Origin of the sequence: Planococcus salinus (assembly GCF_003719725.1) — a bacterium.
GTDB classification, from domain to species: Bacteria; Bacillota; Bacilli; order Bacillales_A; family Planococcaceae; genus Planococcus; species Planococcus salinus.
The window spans coordinates 79059-99165 of record NZ_RIAX01000004.1 but is presented as its reverse complement, the minus strand read 5'-3'; the positions used below and the strand labels follow the sequence as shown (position 1 = coordinate 99165).

At 41.3% G+C, this 20107-nt stretch carries 14 protein-coding genes; 13 read left to right on the top strand and 1 reads right to left on the bottom strand.

The window, feature by feature from the left end:
* The first annotated feature begins 27 nt into the window (after window positions 1-27).
* From allB to EEX84_RS07095, 9 genes are all read left to right on the top strand, one after another.
* On the top strand, window positions 28-1419 hold the full coding sequence (gene allB / locus EEX84_RS07135; protein WP_123164930.1) for an allantoinase AllB: 1392 nt from the start codon (window positions 28-30) through the stop codon (window positions 1417-1419).
* Between the two features lie 530 nt (window positions 1420-1949).
* Window positions 1950-3548 carry a sigma-54 interaction domain-containing protein gene (locus tag EEX84_RS07130; protein ID WP_123164929.1) on the top strand — a complete coding sequence of 533 codons (1599 nt, stop codon included), beginning with the start codon at window positions 1950-1952 and terminating at the stop codon, window positions 3546-3548.
* Between the two features lie 184 nt (window positions 3549-3732).
* A complete protein-coding gene (locus EEX84_RS07125) occupies window positions 3733-5811 on the top strand; it encodes a hydantoinase/oxoprolinase family protein (RefSeq protein ID WP_123164928.1) in 2079 nt (692 codons plus the stop codon).
* Window positions 5808-7580 carry a hydantoinase B/oxoprolinase family protein gene (locus tag EEX84_RS07120; RefSeq protein WP_205125694.1) on the top strand — a complete coding sequence of 591 codons (1773 nt, stop codon included), beginning with the start codon at window positions 5808-5810 and terminating at the stop codon, window positions 7578-7580. The genes EEX84_RS07125 and EEX84_RS07120 overlap by 4 nt, the downstream gene beginning before the upstream one ends.
* 20 nt (window positions 7581-7600) lie before the next feature.
* Window positions 7601-8857, top strand: coding sequence for a M20 family metallo-hydrolase (locus tag EEX84_RS07115; protein ID WP_123164927.1), 1257 nt, complete (start codon window positions 7601-7603; stop codon window positions 8855-8857).
* A gap of 145 nt (window positions 8858-9002) precedes the next feature.
* The gene (ncs1, locus tag EEX84_RS07110) at window positions 9003-10424 is read left to right on the top strand and encodes an NCS1 family nucleobase:cation symporter (RefSeq protein ID WP_123164926.1); all 1422 of its coding nucleotides are present in this window, start codon (window positions 9003-9005) and stop codon (window positions 10422-10424) included.
* Window positions 10425-10515: 91 nt separating this feature from the next.
* On the top strand, window positions 10516-11250 hold the full coding sequence (locus EEX84_RS07105) for an aspartate/glutamate racemase family protein (RefSeq protein ID WP_123164925.1): 735 nt from the start codon (window positions 10516-10518) through the stop codon (window positions 11248-11250).
* Window positions 11251-11349: 99 nt separating this feature from the next.
* Window positions 11350-12687, top strand: a complete 1338-nt coding sequence (locus EEX84_RS07100) for an NCS1 family transporter (protein WP_158599079.1) — start codon at window positions 11350-11352, stop codon at window positions 12685-12687.
* Between the two features lie 142 nt (window positions 12688-12829).
* Window positions 12830-13471, top strand: coding sequence for a YIP1 family protein (locus tag EEX84_RS07095; RefSeq protein WP_123164923.1), 642 nt, complete (start codon window positions 12830-12832; stop codon window positions 13469-13471).
* 120 nt (window positions 13472-13591) lie between these two features.
* On the opposite strand, the gene EEX84_RS07090 is transcribed toward EEX84_RS07095, so the two are convergent.
* A complete protein-coding gene (locus EEX84_RS07090) occupies window positions 13592-14494 on the bottom strand; it encodes a LysR family transcriptional regulator (protein WP_123164922.1) in 903 nt (300 codons plus the stop codon).
* 447 nt (window positions 14495-14941) lie between these two features.
* On the opposite strand from EEX84_RS07090, the gene EEX84_RS07085 reads away from it, so the two are divergent.
* The 4 genes from EEX84_RS07085 to EEX84_RS07070 all read left to right on the top strand — a co-directional run bounded on the left by EEX84_RS07085 (window position 14942) and on the right by EEX84_RS07070 (window position 20104).
* On the top strand, window positions 14942-16846 hold the full coding sequence (locus tag EEX84_RS07085; protein ID WP_158599078.1) for a TRAP transporter permease: 1905 nt from the start codon (window positions 14942-14944) through the stop codon (window positions 16844-16846).
* Between the two features lie 28 nt (window positions 16847-16874).
* Window positions 16875-17891: a TAXI family TRAP transporter solute-binding subunit gene (locus EEX84_RS07080; RefSeq protein ID WP_123164920.1), complete on the top strand. Its 1017-nt coding sequence runs from the start codon at window positions 16875-16877 to the stop codon at window positions 17889-17891.
* An 81-nt stretch (window positions 17892-17972) separates the two neighbouring features.
* Window positions 17973-19406, top strand: a complete 1434-nt coding sequence (locus EEX84_RS07075; protein WP_123164919.1) for an acetate--CoA ligase family protein — start codon at window positions 17973-17975, stop codon at window positions 19404-19406.
* A 2-nt stretch (window positions 19407-19408) separates the two neighbouring features.
* Complete coding sequence (locus EEX84_RS07070; RefSeq protein ID WP_158599077.1) at window positions 19409-20104, top strand: acetate--CoA ligase family protein; 696 nt, start codon at window positions 19409-19411, stop codon at window positions 20102-20104.
* Window positions 20105-20107: the final 3 nt, after the last annotated feature.

The window sequence follows — 20107 nt, the reverse complement described above, 5'->3', positions numbered from 1 at the left end:
CTAAAAGGACATGGAGGTAATTGGAAAATGGAATGGGATCACCTTATTAAAAACGGTACAATTGTCACTCCGGAAAGCACGTATCAGGCGAATGTCTATATCAAGGACGGCAAAATTGCTTCAATTGCACAGGAATTGCTGGAGGGTGAAGCAAAAGAAACGACAGATGCAGAAGGGCAATACGTATTGCCCGGACTGATCGACACCCATGTCCATTCGAGAGATGGCGGTTCCACATACAAAGAGGATTTCTTTCATTCGACACAGGCTGCTGCTGCAGGGGGCATTACAACGATTTTTGAAATGCCGAACACTAACCCACCGGTGAACAACGCAGAGAATTTTGAGCGGCAGACAGAGAATTTGAGCCCGAAAGCTCATGTGGATTTCGGATTGTGGGGCATTTGCCTGGGCGATCTGAACTTGCATGAACTCAAAGATCTGAACAACTCCGGCGTTATCGGCTTCAAGTATTTCTGGGGTTATGCGGTGGACAAAAACAATTTCCGGCTGATCTACGATTACAAAGAAGGCATGGAAGACGTCATTCCACCGAGCAACGATGGCGGCGTTTACCGGATGATGGAGGAAGTGGCCAAGACCGGCAAGACATTTGCCATCCACGCTGAAAACAGCGACTTGATCAATCATCTGACAGAGGAAATGAAAAAGACGGGGAAAGACGATTATGAAACGGTTCTGGCTGGCCGGCCGAGCCTGGCGGAAAATATGACGATCCAGGCCGGTATCGCAATGGCGAAGGCAACCGGAACTCGTCTGCACATTCTGCATGTCAGTTCGGCGGACGGCACGGAATCGATCAAACAGGCACAGGAAGAAGGCTACCCGATCACGGCAGAGACCTGTCCTCATTACCTGTTCCTGACAAATGAGGATTATGAGAAAATCGGCCCTTCCATGAAAGTCTATCCGCTTGTAAAGTACAAGGAAGACCAGGAACGGATCTGGCAGGGCATTGAGGAAGGAACGTTCTCATTTGTCTGTTCGGACCATGCGCCTCATACGGAAGAAGAAAAGCAAGGAGACCTCTGGTCGGTGCCGGCAGGAATGTGCGGAGTCGAATCGTTGGCGCCGTTGATGCTGAATGCGGTATCTGAAGGAAAGATCACGCTGCAGCAGCTGGTTTCGCTGCTGTCCGCAAATCCTGCAAAACAATACGGCATTTACCCGCAAAAGGGTGCCCTTCAAACAGGTTCCGATGCTGATTTCACGATTGTGGATATGAATAAGCAGATGGAAATCAAGAAAGAAAACCTTCATAGCAAAAGCAAAGTGACGGCTTATGACGGCTTCCAGGTAAAAGGTGTGCCAGTCGCGACAATTGTCAGAGGAACGACTGTCATGAAAGACGGCAAGATTGTGGCAGAGCCGATTGGTAAGCTGGTTAAGCCGGTTTGATGAAAAATCTTCACTCAGAATATATTTTATAAATGGTTTTTTGCCGTCAGTGGAAACTGGCGGCATGAATCCGTTGTAAAATGTTTGTGGGTTCTCCCCATTGTAAAATCCTCGTAATTGATGACAGACTCTTCTTGACGAAGGAATTTCGCTTTAAACGATTTTAACATGCCAATTTTGAATGACGATATTTAACTTCAATTCCATAAAAACGATCCCTTAGTAATAATCGGAAAAATTAAAATTCAAGGAAGGGTGACTTATTTTCATTGCGCTTTGAGTGAGGCAGAAAGCTTTATATTCGCAAGGTTTTTCATTCATAAAAACGATATTATGGAGAAGAAGGGAAAGGATAAAACCAGGCCTAAAAGCTTATGTATTCAGAGTCAGAAAATAGCAGCCGAAGAAACGGAGAAATGAATGGCTGCCTTCTCAGGTACCGATCGTCAATCGCATTCGGTATTTTTTGTATTTAAGTTCTGAAGTTCTGATTTGAAAAGTCCAAAGACAAAAGGAGCGGAAAATCGCAAATGCTAATTTTAAAAAAGGACGGAACAAGCTACAAAGCCGAAATTGAAAAAGGAGAAAAGGTGGATTTTCCGAAGGTTGCCGAACTTTTGAAGCACACAAGAAAAAGCGCATCTTCGCTTTGCAGTATTGGAGAAGGTGGCGATTTTCATCTTCAAAAACTCGATTCGGAAAATACACTGGCATCGCAAATTGAGCCGGGGCTATTGGAAAATTATGTGAGGAAAAGCAGCCTCTACAGAAGTATAGAAGAAGAGCTGAAATTCATTCTGGATTCAACGGGAGAACTGGTGACCATCGTAAATAATCAAGGACTCGTTGAAAGGGTGAGCTCAAACTGCAAACAAATAATGGGTATTGAAGTGGACGAGTTTGTGGGGAGGTCCATTTTTGAGCTTGAAAAAAGCGGAATTGTGAGCTTATCTTCTACCAAAAAAGTCTTGGAGACGATGCGAGAAGTGACAATAACTCAAATGACAAGAGGAAACCGGCGCTTATATGTTCAAGGTTATCCGATTTTCAATGAGAACGGTTCTTTGGAAAAAATCCTCAATATCTCTAGAGACGTAACGGAAGAGTCGATACTCAGGGAGAGGTTGAAACAGACGGAGCGGGAAATGGAGCTATTATCAAAAGAAGCCAACAAAGATTCTAAAGATAGAAAGATCATAGTCAAATCTCTCAAAATAGAAGAAATTTATTATTTGTTGAACCGTGTAGCGAAAACGGATGCCACTGTTCTGTTTCTTGGAGAAACAGGTGTAGGGAAAGGTGTTTTCGCTCAACACCTCCATAACGTTAGTGATCGGAAAGATTCGCCTTTTATTAACGTAAACTGCAGTGTCCTGCCGGAACATTTAATAGAATCGGAACTGTTCGGCTATGGAAAAGGATCTTTTACTGGAGCAAATATCCAAGGAAAAAAAGGGTTGATAGAAGCCGCGGACCATGGGACCTTATTTCTGGATGAAATTGGGGAACTCCCTTTGCAGACACAGGCTAAGTTATTGCAAGTGCTGCAGGAAAAATCCTTCATGCCAATCGGAAAGACTGCCCCCGTTACTGTCGATGTCCGATTTATCGCTGCCACTAATAAAAATTTAGAGGAAATGGTTGAAAAGGGAGAGTTCCGCAGCGATTTGTACTACCGGTTAAATGTTGTGCCAATTACTGTTCCGCCACTCCGAGAAAGGCAGGAAGACATTCCTTTTCTGCTGCAGCATTTCTTGGAGGTTTTCAATAACCGCTACAACCGATCCTGCAGCCTGTCTTTAGAAGTGATTGAGCAATTGACTCATTACAGGTGGCCTGGAAATGTCCGTGAATTGCAAAATGTAATTGAACGCATTGTCATCACTTCTCCAAAACTATCAATTGAATTGACGGATTTACCTCCATCAATGAGGAGGATAAACAGCTACAGTAACTCGGCAGAAACGGGAAATGAGTCGTTGAAAGACAGAATGGACCGCTGCGAAAAAGAAATTTTGCTTGAAACTATAAAAAAATCAAAAAATTTATATGAAATGTCGAAATTTTTAAAGCAGGACATCTCTACAATCAGTAGGAAATTAAAGAAACACAATCTTACTTTGCAATAACGCAAAACCATTGCAATATTGCAAATCTTAAAATAACAGAATAATTAAACTATTTAGAACAATTTATTGCGATTTTGCAAATCCTTTAAACCAAGTAAAGCCATGAACAGCGTCAGACAACGATTTCTGATGTTGGCATGGCTTTTGCATTGTATTTTAGTAATTACAAAAAAGGAGGAAAATCATGAAATTATTCGGCGTAGACGTAGGAGGAACATTTACAGACGTATTTTATAATGATACGGAAAAACAACATACTTTTATCCATAAGTTGCCAACAACTCTGGAAGATCCTTCCATTGGAGTGATCAACGGCATATTGGAATTATCTGCAGCCCATAACTTAAGTGTAAACGAAATTGACCATGTCTTCCACGGCACAACCATCGGCACTAACGCTATTTTGGAATTCGATGGAGCGAAAACTGGAATGATTACAACGAAAGGTTACAAAGACATTCTTCATATCGGCCGCCATCAGCGTCCTGAAAACTATTCGATTATGCAAGACATCCCCTGGCAGCACCGCCCTTTAGTACCGAGAAGAAACCGGCAAACGGTCACGGAACGGATGGGTCCGAACAAAGGAGAAGTAATTGAGCAATTAAATGAAGAGGAAGTGAGGGAGGCAATCAGGGAGCTGAAAGAAAAGGGTGTTACTTCCATCATTGTAGGTTTTCTGTTTTCTTATATTAACCCGGAACATGAACAAAGAGTGGTGGAATTGATCAAAGAAGAGTACCCGGAAGCATTCATCACCAGTTCTTCAGACGTATCCCCGCAATTCAGGGAATTTGAACGTTTTACTACTGCTGGACTGAATGGTTTTATCGGCCCGAAAGTAAAAAATTACGTGGACAATCTCTCTGGTGGTCTAAAGGAAGCCAGCATTGGAGCAGACTTGCATATCATGTGCTCCAACGGAGGAGTGGCCACTCCGGAGAACATTGCTGCCAAACCTGTAAACACCCTTTTATCTGGCCCTGCTGCTGGGGTATTGGGCGGAGCATACGCCGGGACTTTATCAGATCGGAACAGATTAATTACATTTGATATCGGTGGAACAAGTGCAGATATCGGCATTGTAACGGAGCAGGGCTTTGGGGAAGCATCAGCCCGAGATACATGGATTGCCGGTTATCCAGTCATGGTGCCGATGATTGATATTCATACCATTGGAGCAGGTGGAGGAAGTATTGCTTATATAGATGAAGGCGGCCTATTCAAAGTTGGTCCTAAAAGTGCGGGGTCTGTCCCAGGACCTGCTTGCTATGGGCATGGAGGAGCATTGCCGACCGTAAGTGATGCCAACGTTGTGCTGAACAGGTTGGATCAGGAGAACTTCCTTGGCGGTGAGATGAAGTTGCATGTAGAGGCTGCTCACAAAGTTATCGGGGAGTTGGCTGAAAAGTTGGGAATGACAAAAGAAGAGACGGCGGAAGGTATTCTCCGGATCTTGAATAACAACATGGCCAATGCAATACGTGAAAAAACCGTACAAAAAGGGGCTGACCCACGTGAGTTTTCGTTGGTTGCTTTTGGCGGAGCCGGTCCACTTCACGCTGTAGATGTTGCAAGAGAATTAAAAATTCCGGAAATCGTGATTCCGCCTTATCCAGGCATTAATTCCGCGACAGGGCTGTTAACGACCGACTTAAAATACGATGTTATCAAAACTGAGTTCGTTCTCAGCAATAATTTGGATTTGACAATGCTTAATGAAGATTTTAAAGAGCTGGAAAAAGGGCTGAGACAGCAATTGTTGGAGGACCGTGTAATGGAAGAGGATATTTCCATGCAGCGCTTCGCGGAGTGCCGGTATATTGGGCAAGGATATGAGTTGAGGGTTCCCCTGCCAGGTGACGAATTGACTGATTCTAATATTGAAGATTATTTCGACCTTTTCCACGAAATGCATAGGAATGAGTATGGTCACTCGTTTACAGATTCGCCTATAGAAATCGTTAATATTCGTGTGACTGGCTCTGGGAAGATGCCGAAACTGAAAAAAGAAAAAATGCAAGCTCGCAAAGATTTAGAAGGAGCGGTTGTGAAAAGAGATCAAGTGACTTTCCGGCATCAAGGTGAATTGCAAAAAGTGGAAACTGCTCATTATCAACGGGAATTGCTTCCGATTGGAGAGTGGATAGCAGGTCCGGCCATCATTTTTCAAAAAGACACAACAACTGTGATTCCGCCGGATAACGAATTTGTTCTTGAGGAATATGGAAATCTTATTATTAAGGTTGGTGAGCAGTCATGACGATCGAAACAAAAAGTATGTTGGACCCTGTTACAATGCAGGTTGTGCTAGGCGCTTTGGAAAATGCGGCTGTTGAGATGGGGCATAAACTAGCTCGTATGTCTTACTCCAGTATTATCCGTGAATCTGAAGATTTTGGTTGTGCGTTGGTGGATATTGAAAATCAGCAATTATGTGAGTCTTCACACAGTACACCGCTTCAATCCGGACCGATTCCCGGATATGTAAAAGGGATTCGTCAAATCATGGAAGAAAGAGGCGAACGTTTCGAGCCGGGGGATGTCATCTTACACAACTCGACTTACCATGGTGCATCACATGGACCGGATTTTGGATTATGTGTACCCGTATTCTACGAAAAGAAACTGATTGGTTTCTCTGTCACCACAGCACATCATTTGGATGTCGGGGCTTCTACTCCAGGAAGCTGTGGAATCGTAGATGCGGTGGATGCCTATGCTGAAGGCTTGCAGTTCAAGGCAATTAAAGTATACGAAAAAGGAAAGAAAAATTCCTTCATCTGGAACATCTTAAGAGACAATATCCGAAGCTCGGACATGGTGGTAGGGGATATTGAAGCACAGATTGCAGCGGCAAGAATCGGAGCCGAGCGTTATTTGGAAATCGTCAACAAATATGGATTGGATACAGTTAAAGCAACAGCAGAAGGTTTGACCAATTACTCGGAAAAAATGATGCGAAATGCCATCAGTAAACTTCCGGACGGAGAATACCATGCGGAGGGACTGATGGACGGATATTTGGACAGTGCAGATTCCAGCAAGAAAGATCTGAAGATTGCGGTGACGTTAACTGTTCAAGGTGATGAATTGACAGTGGACTTGACTGGAACATCTCCACAGATTGACGACAAACCGATCAATATGCCTTTGGAAGGGACAGTGGATATAGCCATTTATCTGACATTGCGGTCCATTCTATTGGATTCCGTCGATTACGGAAATTTCCCTCAGAATACTGGGCTGACACGACCGGTCAGGATAGTGGCGCCAAAAGGTACGCTTTGTAACCCGATTTTCCCTGCACCGACCATCGCCCGCTTCTGTCCAGGGAATGTGGTGGCGGATACACTAATGAAAGCTTTAGCAGAAGTAGTGCCGAAGCAAGTGAGTGCCGGAGTTGGGAATTTGAAAGTCTTGGCGATGAACGGCAAGCGCGGTAAAGATTATTGGGTCTACATGGATATTATGGAAGGTAGTTACGGTGGACGTTATGGCAAAGATGGCATGGATTCTGTAGATACCTTGTATGCCAACACACGGAACAATCCGATTGAAGATATTGAATCCCATTATCCGTTGCGTGTAACAAGATATGAATTGAGGAACCACGACTGCGCGCCTGGGAAATGGAGAGGCGGAATTGGCTCCATCAGGGAAATGACTTTTCTGGAGGAGGGTGGATTCTCTGTGGAAGGAGATGGGCATAAATACGAACCATGGGGGTTTGCGAATGGCAAAGATGGAAAAGTAGGGGCCTTGTCGTTGAAATATCCGGACGGAACAGAAAAGGAACTGCCGTCTAAAATTCCAAATACAATTGTCAAAAAAGGAAGCTCTTTAAAAATGACAGGTCCGTGCGGCGGAGGGTATGGAAATCCATTTGAAAGGTCTCCGCAAGCCGTGCTGGAAGATTATTTGGATGATTATATTCTCATCGAACAAGCCAGAGATGAATACGGCGTAGTGATTACGGAAGACGGACGCTTAGATACAGAGGCGACAACCAAACTCAGAGCATCGAAATAGAATCGTGAAGGAGAATGTGAATGCAAGTATCACAAAAAGTGAATGCAACGCGTTTATTCGAAAGAATTTTGGAGTTGGGGGAGGTTGGAAGAGCTCCGGAAGGAGGAGTCACGAGACGGGCATTATCTTCTGAAGATAAAAAAGGCCACGAACTTGTCATTAGTTGGATGACAGCTATTGGTATGACGGTCCGTTATGACCATTTTGGGAATTTAATCGGTCGTAAAGAGGGAACAGATCCCTCTTTATCACCGGTAATTATTGGCTCTCACATAGACTCTGTTAAAAACGGTGGCAGATTTGATGGAATCATTGGTGTTCTCGGCGGCATTGAAATTGCAGAAATTCTCTATGAGGAAAATTTTCCGCATAAAAGATCATTGGAGATAGTAGCTTTTTGCGAAGAGGAAGGTTCCAGGTTCAATGATGGTTTGTTTGGCAGCAGAGGAGTGATTGGCAAAATCACGGAGAAAGACTTGCAAAGGATGGACGAAAAAAACATTACTCGTTATGATGCACTTTCTGACTTTGCAGAGGAGATTGACCCTGAAAGAATCCAAGAATCAGTTTTGACCAATGATGATATTCACGCATATTTGGAAATGCATATTGAACAAGGCCCTTATTTGGAACAGCAAGGTGAGCCGGTCGGGATCGTCAGTCATATTGCGGGTCCTCATTGGATGACTTTCAGTATTACTGGAGAAGCTGGGCATGCGGGGACGGTTCCCATGCAGTTGAGGAAAGATCCGGTACCTGCTGTAGCGGAGATCATTCTTTATATCGAGGAAGTCTGCAATCATCCTTCCAGGGAGGAAACGGTTGGCACAGTAGGCATTCTGGAAGCGTTGCCTGGAGGCAGCAACATTATTCCGGGTGAAGTGAAATTTTCTTTGGATTTGCGGGATGTCGAATTAGAGAGACGGGAAAAGCTCTATCAGGAAATTCAGGCGAAGGTGGAAACTGTATGTAAACAACGCAAACTGCAATGGATCCTGAAGGAAGGGATGCGAGTCCCTCCGGTTTCCTGCAGCCCCCGGGTTACAGAACAGCTGTTAAAGAGTATGGATTCCGTTGGACTGTCTCCAAGATCTATGATCAGTGGAGCAGGCCACGATGCCATGCTGGTTGCAGAAATAACCGAAGTAGGATTGCTTTTTGTCAGATGCAGAAGCGGCATAAGTCATCAACTGGAAGAATGGGCCGATAAGGAAGACATTGCCAAAGGAACAGAAGTCTTACTCGACACGGCGAGAGTGTTGCTAAATGAAAAATGAGCAAGTGAAATTCCCGATAGTGATAATACCACTACTAAGTGAACAAGGTAAGAGATTTAGATATTCCAACAAGATTTGATTATCACGACTATTGCTGATGCTACCTCGGATGAGTTTAAAATTACTCAGTGAAGGAGACTAGATTATGCAAAAGACCAGCGAAAAAGGGATCAGCTTAACAGGGAAAGATATTATGCCTACGACAGATAGAGAAAGAACCATATCGACATTCGGTTTCTTTCTTTTATGGATCGGGATTGCAGTGCAACTTGTCACATTCATTGCTGCAGCCCAATTATATCCGGCGTTATCTCCAGTTCAAATCATTATCGCTTGTATAGTAGGGAATTTAATCGTTGCCTTACTCTTGACCTTGCTTGGAGACATCGGAATTAAATATGGTATTCCTTATGCTGTCTTTATCAGAGCCAGTTTTGGTTACTTGGGAGCACATATTCCAGCCTTCTTTAGAGCGCTTCCTGCTATATTTTGGTTTGGTTTCCAAACGTGGATGGGAGCTTATGCTCTCAATATCATCATGGAGATGCTTACAGGGTATTCAAATCTAACCTTGCTCATTATATTATTTGGGGCGGTTCAAATCATTAATACAGCAATGGGGATAAAGACTATTAGCCGCTTTCAATGGCTTGCTGCCCCAAGCATTATAATAATCGGAATTTATTTGCAATATGTGGTGATGACATCTTACAGCTTAACTTTTGGAGACATTTTTTCAAGAGGCGGAGAAGGCGGTATCTCGATGGGCTACGCTATTGTGGTTATGATGGGTACCTACATCACCATGGCCCTGAACGCACCGGACTTCACCAGATTTTTAAAAGTCAATGTGAAAAAAGGAGAAAACAATTGGTTTAAATTAAACAAAGGCAGTTCGATTGGTCACACATTCGGCCTTGTAGGTGCAATGTTAATGTTTACAATCTTAGGATTAACGAGTGGAGTTGCTACTGGAAACTGGAATCCCATCGATGTAATGGTTGCCACCATGGGTGCAAACAGTCCGGTAGTTTTGATAGCTTGCTTAGTCTTTATTATTTTGGCTCAATGGTCAACTAATATTAGCGCAAATTTATTGCCGCCAGGATATATAATCGTCAACTTTTTCCCTCGAAAAATTTCCTTTGCCACAGGTGCCATTGTTGCAGGGGTTATCGGTCTGATAGCCCAGCCGTGGGCATACGCAGATTTTGTACCACAAATTCTTATGGTAATTACCGCTTTATTGGCTCCAATAGTGGGAATCATGTTTGCAGATTATTATTTGCTTAGAAAGCGAACTTTGAATACTGAAGAACTTTATAAAGTGGATGGCCAATACAAATATTGGAATAACGTCAATCCAGCAGCGCTTATTGCTTACGTACCTTCTGGTGTGTCAGTATTGTTGTTCCCTGATTATGGTTTCTTTTCAGCCTTACTCATAGCAGCTGCCCTGTATTATACGTTGATGAAACTCTGGATATGCAAGGTATACCCTCAACCTGAGACTGAAAAACCTACTGCAAATGTCGAAGAATCGGTTACTTTGGAAACTTTGAAGTAATTTAATAAGAACTGTAATAAAACCCAAGAGGTTATCGTGTCAAAAGATAGAGCATGCCTTGTCAAGTTAACAGAAAATAGGAGGGAAAATAATGAAAATTAAAGTAATTAATCCTAATACTACACTTGAAATGACTGAGAGTATCAAGCATGCAGCGGAACATATGGCCCGCAAAGATACGGAAATAATCGCGGTTAGTCCCAAAATGGGGCCTATCTCAATTGAATCTTATTACGACGAATATCTAAGCATACCAGGGGTTTTGGAAGAGATTAAGGCAGGGGAAGAAGAAGGTGTTGATGCCTTTGTAATCGCCTGTTGGGGAGATCCTGGGCTGCACGCGGCCAGAGAGTTGACTGACAAGCCTGTAGTAGGAATAGCTGAAGCTTCTCTTTATTTGGCTTCAATGCTGGGAGCTAGATTTTCAGTTGTAACAGTCTTACCAAGAATCAAGACGATGTTGGAAGAATTAGTTGATTCGTACGGAATGAGTAAAAAAGTTGTAAATATCCGCACAACTCCTTTATGCGTAATTGATTTTGAAAACGATCCCGTTAGAGGCATGGAAATGTTAAGAGCGGAAACTAAAAGGGCTATTGAGGAAGACGATGCTGAAGCAATTTTATTAGGATGTGCTGGAATGGCTGAGTTTGCAGACAGTCTTGAAGAAGAGTTTGGCGTACCGGTCATTGACGGCGTAGTGGCAGCAGTCAAATTTGCAGAATCAATAGTAGATCTTGGTAAAAAGACCAGTAAATTAAAAACTTATAAATATCCCGAAAGAAAAGAATACACGGGACTGCTGACCGAATTTGCTCATAAATAAAAGCCGCTGAACTCCGATGATTGAAGTTTGGCTTTACAAATATGACTTATGGTCATCGATTAATTGGTGGCTAAGTTATCTAGAGGGAGTGTGATGAATATGGCTTCACCTACATCAGAACTGACGCAGAATTCCAGAAGAAGTTCGATGGATCCAATTCCAAATGACGAGCGGGTTTTCGGCTTGCCGTCGTATATTGCCATGTGGGTATCTTCCATGGTAGTCATACAGATTTTTATCGTCGGACAATCATTCCTTCCTCCGAGCGGAGCTCTCAATATTATGCAGGCTATTTGGGTGACAATCATTTCAGCCTTCATTCTATGGGTGATGTTTGTTCTGAACTCGGCTCCTGGAATCAAATACGGTATTCCTTTTATCGTCCAAGCCAGAGCTTCTTTTGGATACAAAGGAGCACGTATCGCTTCGTTGATCCGTGTTATTCCAGCTGTATTTTGGTATGGGATCGGTTCTTGGATTGGTGCCAGTGCCATGGTATTCATAACTGAGACAATTTGGGGCTGGGGGAATATTTGGTTATTCTTTATCCTGTTCCAAATTGCTCAAACCGCAATTGCTTACTTCGGGATCAAATCAATTAAGTGGTTCGATTCTATTCTCTCTGTTGTAGTCCTTGGTTTTCTAATTTATATATTGTACCAAATCATTCAATTAGGCGGTTTGAGGCTAACGGAAAACTGGACTTCTGCCGGTAGTTGGGGGATGCCTTTCTTTGTTGCCATCACCGCTTCAGTAGGGGTGTTGATCACAGCTTCTATCAATAATGGAGATTTGGGCAGGTATTTGGAGAATAAGCCGAAAAATAATTACATTGGCCACTTTTTCGGTATTGTTCCTATGTTTATCCTTATGCTATTAATTGGTATCCTATCTGCTGCAGCCACTGGAATTTGGGATCCGATCCAAGCGTTGGTTTCGGTTATCCCCAGCCCGCTTGTTGCAGTAGCCATGATGATTTTTATTGTAGTTGCTCAATTTACCACCAATTTAACAATTAATATAAAACCTCCTGCTCTTGTTTTAGTTGAAATGTTCAATATGAAATGGGGGATGGCTGTAATCGTAGTCGGCTTTCTCAGCATCGCCACGTTCCCATGGCTGCTTTTGACCAGTAGCGCCTTCAATCAATTCATTGCTTTCTATTCAGCTTTCCTGGGTCCATTGTTAGGAATTTTATTAGCTGATTATTATTTAATTAGAAAGCAAAAAATAAATGTTGAAGATTACTACAACCAACAAGTAGGATATAATTGGCTGGGAATCGGAGTCTTGCTCATCAGTGGAATAGTAGGCATCATCTTCTTGCCGATTTCCTGGATGGTGAGTCTTCCGCTGAGTGTCGTTCTTTATTGGGGAGGCTATCAACTGGTCCCATATTACAAAAAGGAATCTCAAGCAAGAGTGGCCAAGAACTGAATGAAGGATTCAAAAGAGAAGTGTTTCCAGAAAATGGAGATGCTTCTTTTTTGCATTTCTTTTCTCCAACATCTGAAGCATAAACCATGTGAAGAAACAGGATTTTGCGGTAGGATAGAAAGAGGTAAGGAGGAATACATATATGAACAAAATAGATGAACAGAAAATTGGGGAAGAGTTGAATCCGTTTACGGGCATTTGGCTGAAAACGCGGGAAACCGTCCGTTTTGTCATTGAAAAAAAAGAATGGAACTTCATTTGGTTGCTCATTTTCTTGTCCGGCACTTCAGCGGGACTTCTCGGTGTGCTGGATACGGATCTCAACGTGATGATGCCGCTGTGGAGAATCCTGCTGCTGGCGGTACTGGTTGGTCCGATTCTTGGCATCATCGGCCATTTGGTGGCTTCCGGGATCTTTCTGCTGGTCGGCAAGCTACTCAAAGGACGTGCGTCTTATCCGGAGATGTTCAAGGCAGTCGTGACCTCACAGATTCCGCAGATTTGTATCTTGCCGGTTTTGTTGCTGTGGATGCTGTATTCACCAACCACCTTCTTTGCAGTTTCCTGGGACGAACCTTCTCTTGGCGGCAATATACTGGCGCTGTTTTTATCAATCGTGCTTCTCGTCGTTTCTGTATGGACATTTGTGGTTCAGTGCAAAGCAGTCGGAGAAGCTCATCGACTCTCAAGTTGGAAAGGATTTTTCATCATCCTGATCCCAATGATTTTCATCATTCTGCTGGTATTAGTTGTTGCTTTCGGATTTTTCACTTTTCTGCTTTGACTTTTAGTGGAACTGAATGATGAACGGCCTCTTCAGATTTTCTGAGGGGGCCGTTTTCATAGCTTAAGCATTTGAGAACTGTTTAAGTATATTTTATTTAGTGACATTAAAGAATGTATGTTAGTAAAGTTCAGCTTGAATTTCTAATTCTTTAATAAATTCTTCAGCCGCTCTTGAAATTTTTCTGTTTTTAGAATGGATGGAGGCAAAGATAGAATTTGTCTTCAAATCTTTAATATCAATGGGGATGAGACTTCCATTTAAAATGTATGGATCTTTCTTTAAAGACAAATCTGTAAAAAAGCCGATGCCAACCCCTTGTGAAATTATTTTTTTCGCAACTTCTGTGTTCCCTGAGGTGAACAGCACATTAATGTCACCATATGGAGAAAGCAGGTGATTAACAAAAAAATTCATATAGTAATTCGATTTAAACATGACTATAGGATATTCAATAATCTCTTTGACCGAAAGTTCTTTTTGTTTACTGAGTTCTGAGTCAACTCCTACACACACCTTCACTTTACTTCTAAGCAATTCTATAAACTCTAAATCTTTATGTCGGTTGTGGTTCGCGTTGAAGCCGATAACTCCTACTTCTGAATTGCCTGTTAAAATATCTTTCTCTATTTCAAAAGAACCTTTCTCGAAGATTTCTATATTGACTAACGGATACTTTTCTTTGTAAGCCATTAAGGTCTTCGGGAGAATAGTAGAACAAATACTCGGTACAATCGCTAATTTTAAAGTTCCTCTCACAGAAGATGAGCGAATATTAATCTCATCCTTCAGTTCCTGATGAATGGTTAAAATAGAAATTGCTTTTTTTATTACAATTTCGCCTTCTAAGGTTGGTTCCACTCCTTGCCTGGTTCTGGTGAATACTTTCACATCCAGTTCATTTTCTAAATTTCTAATGGATTGACTGATTGTTGGTTGTGTGATGTGGTTCTTTTCTGCGGCCAATGAAAAAGAACCCGTTTCGTAAATACTAAGTAAATAGTCCAGCTGTTCTATTCTCATTGTTTTCCCCCTGGCAAATTATTTGTTTGCTTTAATGCTTCAAAACTTGAGTGAAGGATAATGAATACCTTTTTATTATAACATATATAAGAAATTCCGATTTTACTTTAAGAGAAAATTAATTTATAGTTTTGAATAATTAGAAAAATAAATAAACTTAATATTTAAGAAAAAATAAGTTAGTTTGCTAAATTTTTTCAATTAAGAAAATCGCTTAATTTTCTGCAAAAGGAAGGCGGTGTGAAGGTTTTTAAACGAAAAAGAGGTACTACTTTTCAAGAAATTTTATCAATATCAAGCTTCACAGATCTTATTTCGTTAACTAAAAAGTGGCCTCGTACTTGCCTTTCCTTATTAATTATAATCTATTATTCGAATTTAATATTGTAAAATGGAAGCGCTTTCTATTTGTTGAAGGTTATGTTGGAAAGGAGAATGTATATTCAAATGAAAAAAAAACAGACGACTGATAATAAAAAATTAATCATGCTGGCAGCTTTTGTTGCTGTTGCTATGTCGGTGTACCAATTGTATATATCTTTGTTTCCCGATATCAGCTTAATGCAGCAAAGGGCAATCCATTTAGGGTTCGGCTTAGTATTAACATTTTTGGTTACTTCCTTCAAAAAAGAAGGAGGAAAATCCAACATAGATAATGCTATAAAAGTTTTGCTAATCAGTGCTTCAATTATTTCTATAGCTTATATCTATAAAAAGTCAGAGACTTTAATAGATAATTTCGGATTTCCCACTACTTGGGATTTGATATTCGGCACTTTAGTGATTCTGCTCTCATTAGAAGCAGCGAGAAGAGTAGCAGGGTATGGATTACCAATTCTTACGATTATTGCAATATCCTATGTATTTTTAGGCCCTTATTTACCAGGGGTGTTTGAACATACAGGCATCCAATTTGAACGTTTTATCAGTTCTATGTTTTTAACAACAGAAGGAATTTTTGGCTCTATTTTAGGAGTTTCAGCTACATTTGTTTTTATGTTCATCTTGTTTGGTGCTTTCCTAAACCAATCCGGTGCCGGTGAATTTTATATAAAGTTCGCTTTAGCATTTGTAGGAAGATTAAAAGGTGGACCTGCATATGTTGGAGTGCTTGGCAGCGCATTGATGGGAATGGTGTCCGGAAGCGGCGTAGCTAATGCTGCCACAACAGGAGTTTTCACTATTCCTCTAATGAAAAAAGTTGGATTCAAGCCTCACTTTGCAGGAGCAGTGGAAGCGCTTGCTTCTACCGGGGGACAAATTATGCCTCCTGTTATGGGAGCAGCCGCATTTCTCATGGTCGATTTTTTGGGAGTTCCTTACACTTCTATCATCAAAGCAGCTTTGATTCCTGCGCTTCTCTTTTTTATAACTATTTTCTTTATGATATATTTTGAAACTAGAAAAATGAATCTCGAACCGGTGCCGGAAGATCAGATTCCGCGATTATTGCCGTTATTGAAAGAAGGGTTTCATCACTTTTTGCCTCCAGTGGTGCTAGTGGTTTTATTGACGGTATTCAAATACACACCACTTTACTCTGCAGTAATCACTATTGGCTTTATCGTAGCAGTAAGCTGGCTGAGAAAAGGTCAAAGAATGACCCCAAAACAAATATTGAATGCAATGGAAGATGGAGCGAGAGGTTCGATAGTTATTGTCTCTCTTTGCGCATTAGCAGGGATAATCGTTGGAATTATCAATTTAACAGGATTAGGGCTCGAATTGTCTTCTATGCTAATAGGATTGGCAGGCGGTTCACTCATGCTATTGCTGGTCTTGACGATGTTCAGTTCCATCGTTTTAGGAATGGGGCTGCCGACGACAGCCAGTTATATTATTTTGGCAATTCTAGTGGCTCCAGCCTTAATTGATTTCGGTTTACATCCAATTGGTTCCCATTTGTTTGTTTTATACTTTGGAGTATTGGCTTTAGTAACACCACCGATAGGAGCTTGCTTCTATATTACAGCCGGAATAGCAGACGCCAACCCTTTGAAAACAGGAATGATGTCTATGAAATTAGGGATTGCAGGTTATATAGCGCCGTTTATGTTTGTCAGAAATGAAGCATTATTGATGATTGGATCGCCTATTGAAATACTTTTGGCACTTTCTACAGCACTTATCGGAACATTTGCATTGGCCGCTGGTGCTCAAAACTATTTGGTTTACCGCACAAACATTCTTTGGAGAATCTTACTCATAGGTTCTTCTTTGATGTTAATAGAGCCTACCTTTTTGACAGATTTGATAGGGGTCGGGACTTTCTTGGCGATACTGATTATTCAGTGGATTAATAAGAAAAGAGAGGTGATGAAAGAGAACCGGAGTCTGAATGAAGTGATATAACAATTATATTAATTAGGGGGAATTACTAGTGAAGAAAATTTCAAACAGTATATTTTTTATAACACTCATACTAATTATTGGATTACTAGGTGCTTGTTCTGAAGAAACGGAATCAGCAAATTCAGAAGCGAATGACAGCCCCGCTGAGAAAGTATCACTCAAAATTGCAACCGGTAATACTTCATCAGCTATTTATGCGCTTGGAGGCGGCTATGCACAAGCAATTGAAAAGCACATACCCAATGCCAATGTGACAGTGGTTGGTAGTGCAGGATATGGTGAAAATGCAGCGTTACTCGCAACTGGTGATGCGGATATTGCTACCACAAGCCGCGCCAACGCCGAAACGACAATGAAAGATCGCCCGGAACTAGTTGAGGAACTTGCTACATTAGCTACGGGTCATCAGAATTTACAACATATTGTGGTGGCTGCTGATAGTGGTATCAATTCAGTAGAAGAATTAAAAGGGAAAAAAGTATCGGTAGGTGAGCCGGGAAGTGGAACCGAAACGGTATCAGGAAAGTTATTGGAGGCTTATGGGCTTACTTACGATGATATTGAGCCAGCATATATTTCATTTGCGGAATCTGTGGACGAGTTACAAAATGGCCGAGTAGACGCCATCTTAATTACAACCTTACTGCCTAATCCAGGGATTATGTCTATTGCCACTCAGAAAGATTTGAAATTTATAGGGATGGATGCAGAACATGTTGAAAAACTGAGTAAGAGTTATGGAGACCGGTTTGTGGAATCTGTAATACCAGCTGGAACTTATGAAGGCCAAACAGAGGATGTTCCGACAGCTGGCTCTCCTGCTGCTTATGTTGTAAATAAAGACATGGATGAAGATTTGGCATATGAATTAACAAAGACCTTTATAGAGAAAGCAGATGAAATTGAGAAAGTTCACCCTGCTGCTAGTCAATGGACTATTGAAAACGCTTTATTAGGACTTGATTTCTCTTATCATCCCGGGGCGGTTAAGTATTACAAAGAAATAGGTGCCTGGGAAAACCGTAGAGAAGGGGCTTCAGAATAAGGAAAGGATAATAAAAAAGGGAGCTATTGCTGAAAGCAAGTTTAATAGCTCCTTTATCTTTGGTAATTCAGGAGGAGAAATATGGAGAATACATTGACGCTTTTACAAGAATCTTTGGACGCAGCTTTTAAACCTAAATCCATCGCAATAATAGGAGCTTCTAATGGGGCGCGATTGGGTGGAACTGAAATGCGTTTGCTTCTGGAATCGGGCTATGATGGCCAGATTTATCCTGTCAATCCTAAAGAAGAGATAATTCAAGGCCATAAATCTTACGCCTCTATCCGAGATATTCCCCATGAAGTGGATAGAGCATCTGTGATTGTACCTGCAAAAGTAGTACCGCAAGTTATAAAAGAATGTGCTGAAAAAGGGGTGAAAGTTGTCCAGATCTATTCGGCTGGATTTAGTGAAATGGGTGGGGATGGAGAACGATTAGAACAAGAAATGGTAACCACTGCACGTGAGCACAATATGAGAATTATTGGACCGAATTGCATTGGAACCTACTGTCCTTCAAGTGGATTGAATTTTACTAAAGGTGCTTCGACTATATCCGGCAATATTGCATTTGTATCTCAAAGTGGAGGAATTGCGTTTGATATGGTATCCAGAGGTCATATTACAGGAATACACTTCAATAAAATTATTTCTGTAGGAAATTGCATTGATTTGGATCACGCAGATTATTTAGAGTATTTAGCAGATGATGAAGAGACTGAAATTATCGGTTTTTATATTGAGAGTGTGAAAAATGGGAAAAGGTTTATAGATGCCTTAAAAAAAGCGGCTTCCAAGAAAAAAGTAGTTATTTTAAAAGGAGGAAGAACAGCTACCGGTTCCCAATCTGTAGCTTCTCATACAGGAAATGTTGCAGGAGATTACCAGGTCTGGGAAGCATTGTTTGACCAGACTGGAGCTATTTCTGTGAAAAGTATAGATAAAATGCTGACTGTTTTGTTGAGTTTACAAAAAATATCACCGATTGAAAGCGGAAAAGTTGCGATAGTTGGAAATGGTGGAGGTGCTACAGTATTAGCCACCGATTATTGTGAAGAAGTTAATTTGGAGTTGGCTGAGCTCAGCAATTTATCAGCAACCTCTTTGGATCAGCTGGGTGTGGCAGATGGAGGAAGGAATACAAATCCAATCGATATGCCGGCAAACCAGTTAGCTGCAGAAGAAGGTCGGTTATTTGGAAGTGTCATGAAGATACTTGCAGAGGATTCGGAAGTCGGCTATATTCTATTTCATTTCAATCTAGTGCCCATTATGAATTATATGGACTTAGAAAGCATCGTTCAAAAAATGATAACTGAGCTGGAAAGTATTGATCGAACAAAAACAAACTTAGTCGCTGTGTTGCGATACAATGGCGAGCCAGAAGTGGAAAAGATTCGATACAAAGCGATGAAACTTTTAGAGAGCCAAGAGATTCCTACCTTTAAAGCAATTGAGGAAGGGCTTGCCGGAATCAGTGTTATTGCAAATCAGTCCTTGAAGGGAGGGAGATGACAATGAACACTGTACCGGTAAATCATCCACCAATCCACGTGTTGAATGAAGTTGAAAGCAGAAAAATTCTCAAAGAATACGCGGTTCCTCACAATAAGTCAGCCTTTGCTAAAACAAAGGAAGAGACTATTCAAGAAGCTGATAAAATGGAATTTCCTGTTGTCCTAAAAGTTGTTTCTCCACTGATTGTGCATAAAAGTGATTTTGGAGGAGTTCAAATTAATTTGCAAAATATACAGGAAGTCGAAGAAGCTTTCGATTTAATTTACGAAAATGCCAAAAAAAGAGGCGTAGTTTCCAATGGAATTGAAGGTGTCATCGTTCAAGAGATGATTGAAGGAAAAGAAGAAATACTTGTAGGAATTAAAAGAGATCCCATTTTTGGTCCTGTTCTTGTAGTTGGACTGGGAGGAGTTTTCGTTGAATTACTAAAAGATGTATCACTTGGTATTGCTCCTTTGGAAGAAAATGAAATTCTAAATATGTTAAAAAAATTGAAAGCTTATCCGTTATTAAATGGATACAGAGGAAAAGAGAAATTGGATATAGATGCATTAGTTCAATTGTGCAAAAAAGTTGTGGATATGGCGATCAGAGAGGATGGAATTCTGGAAATGGATTTAAATCCAGTCATTCTTAGAGAAGAAGGAAAAGGCGCTATTGCGGTAGATGCTCGCATAGTGTTGCAAGAAAAATAAGAA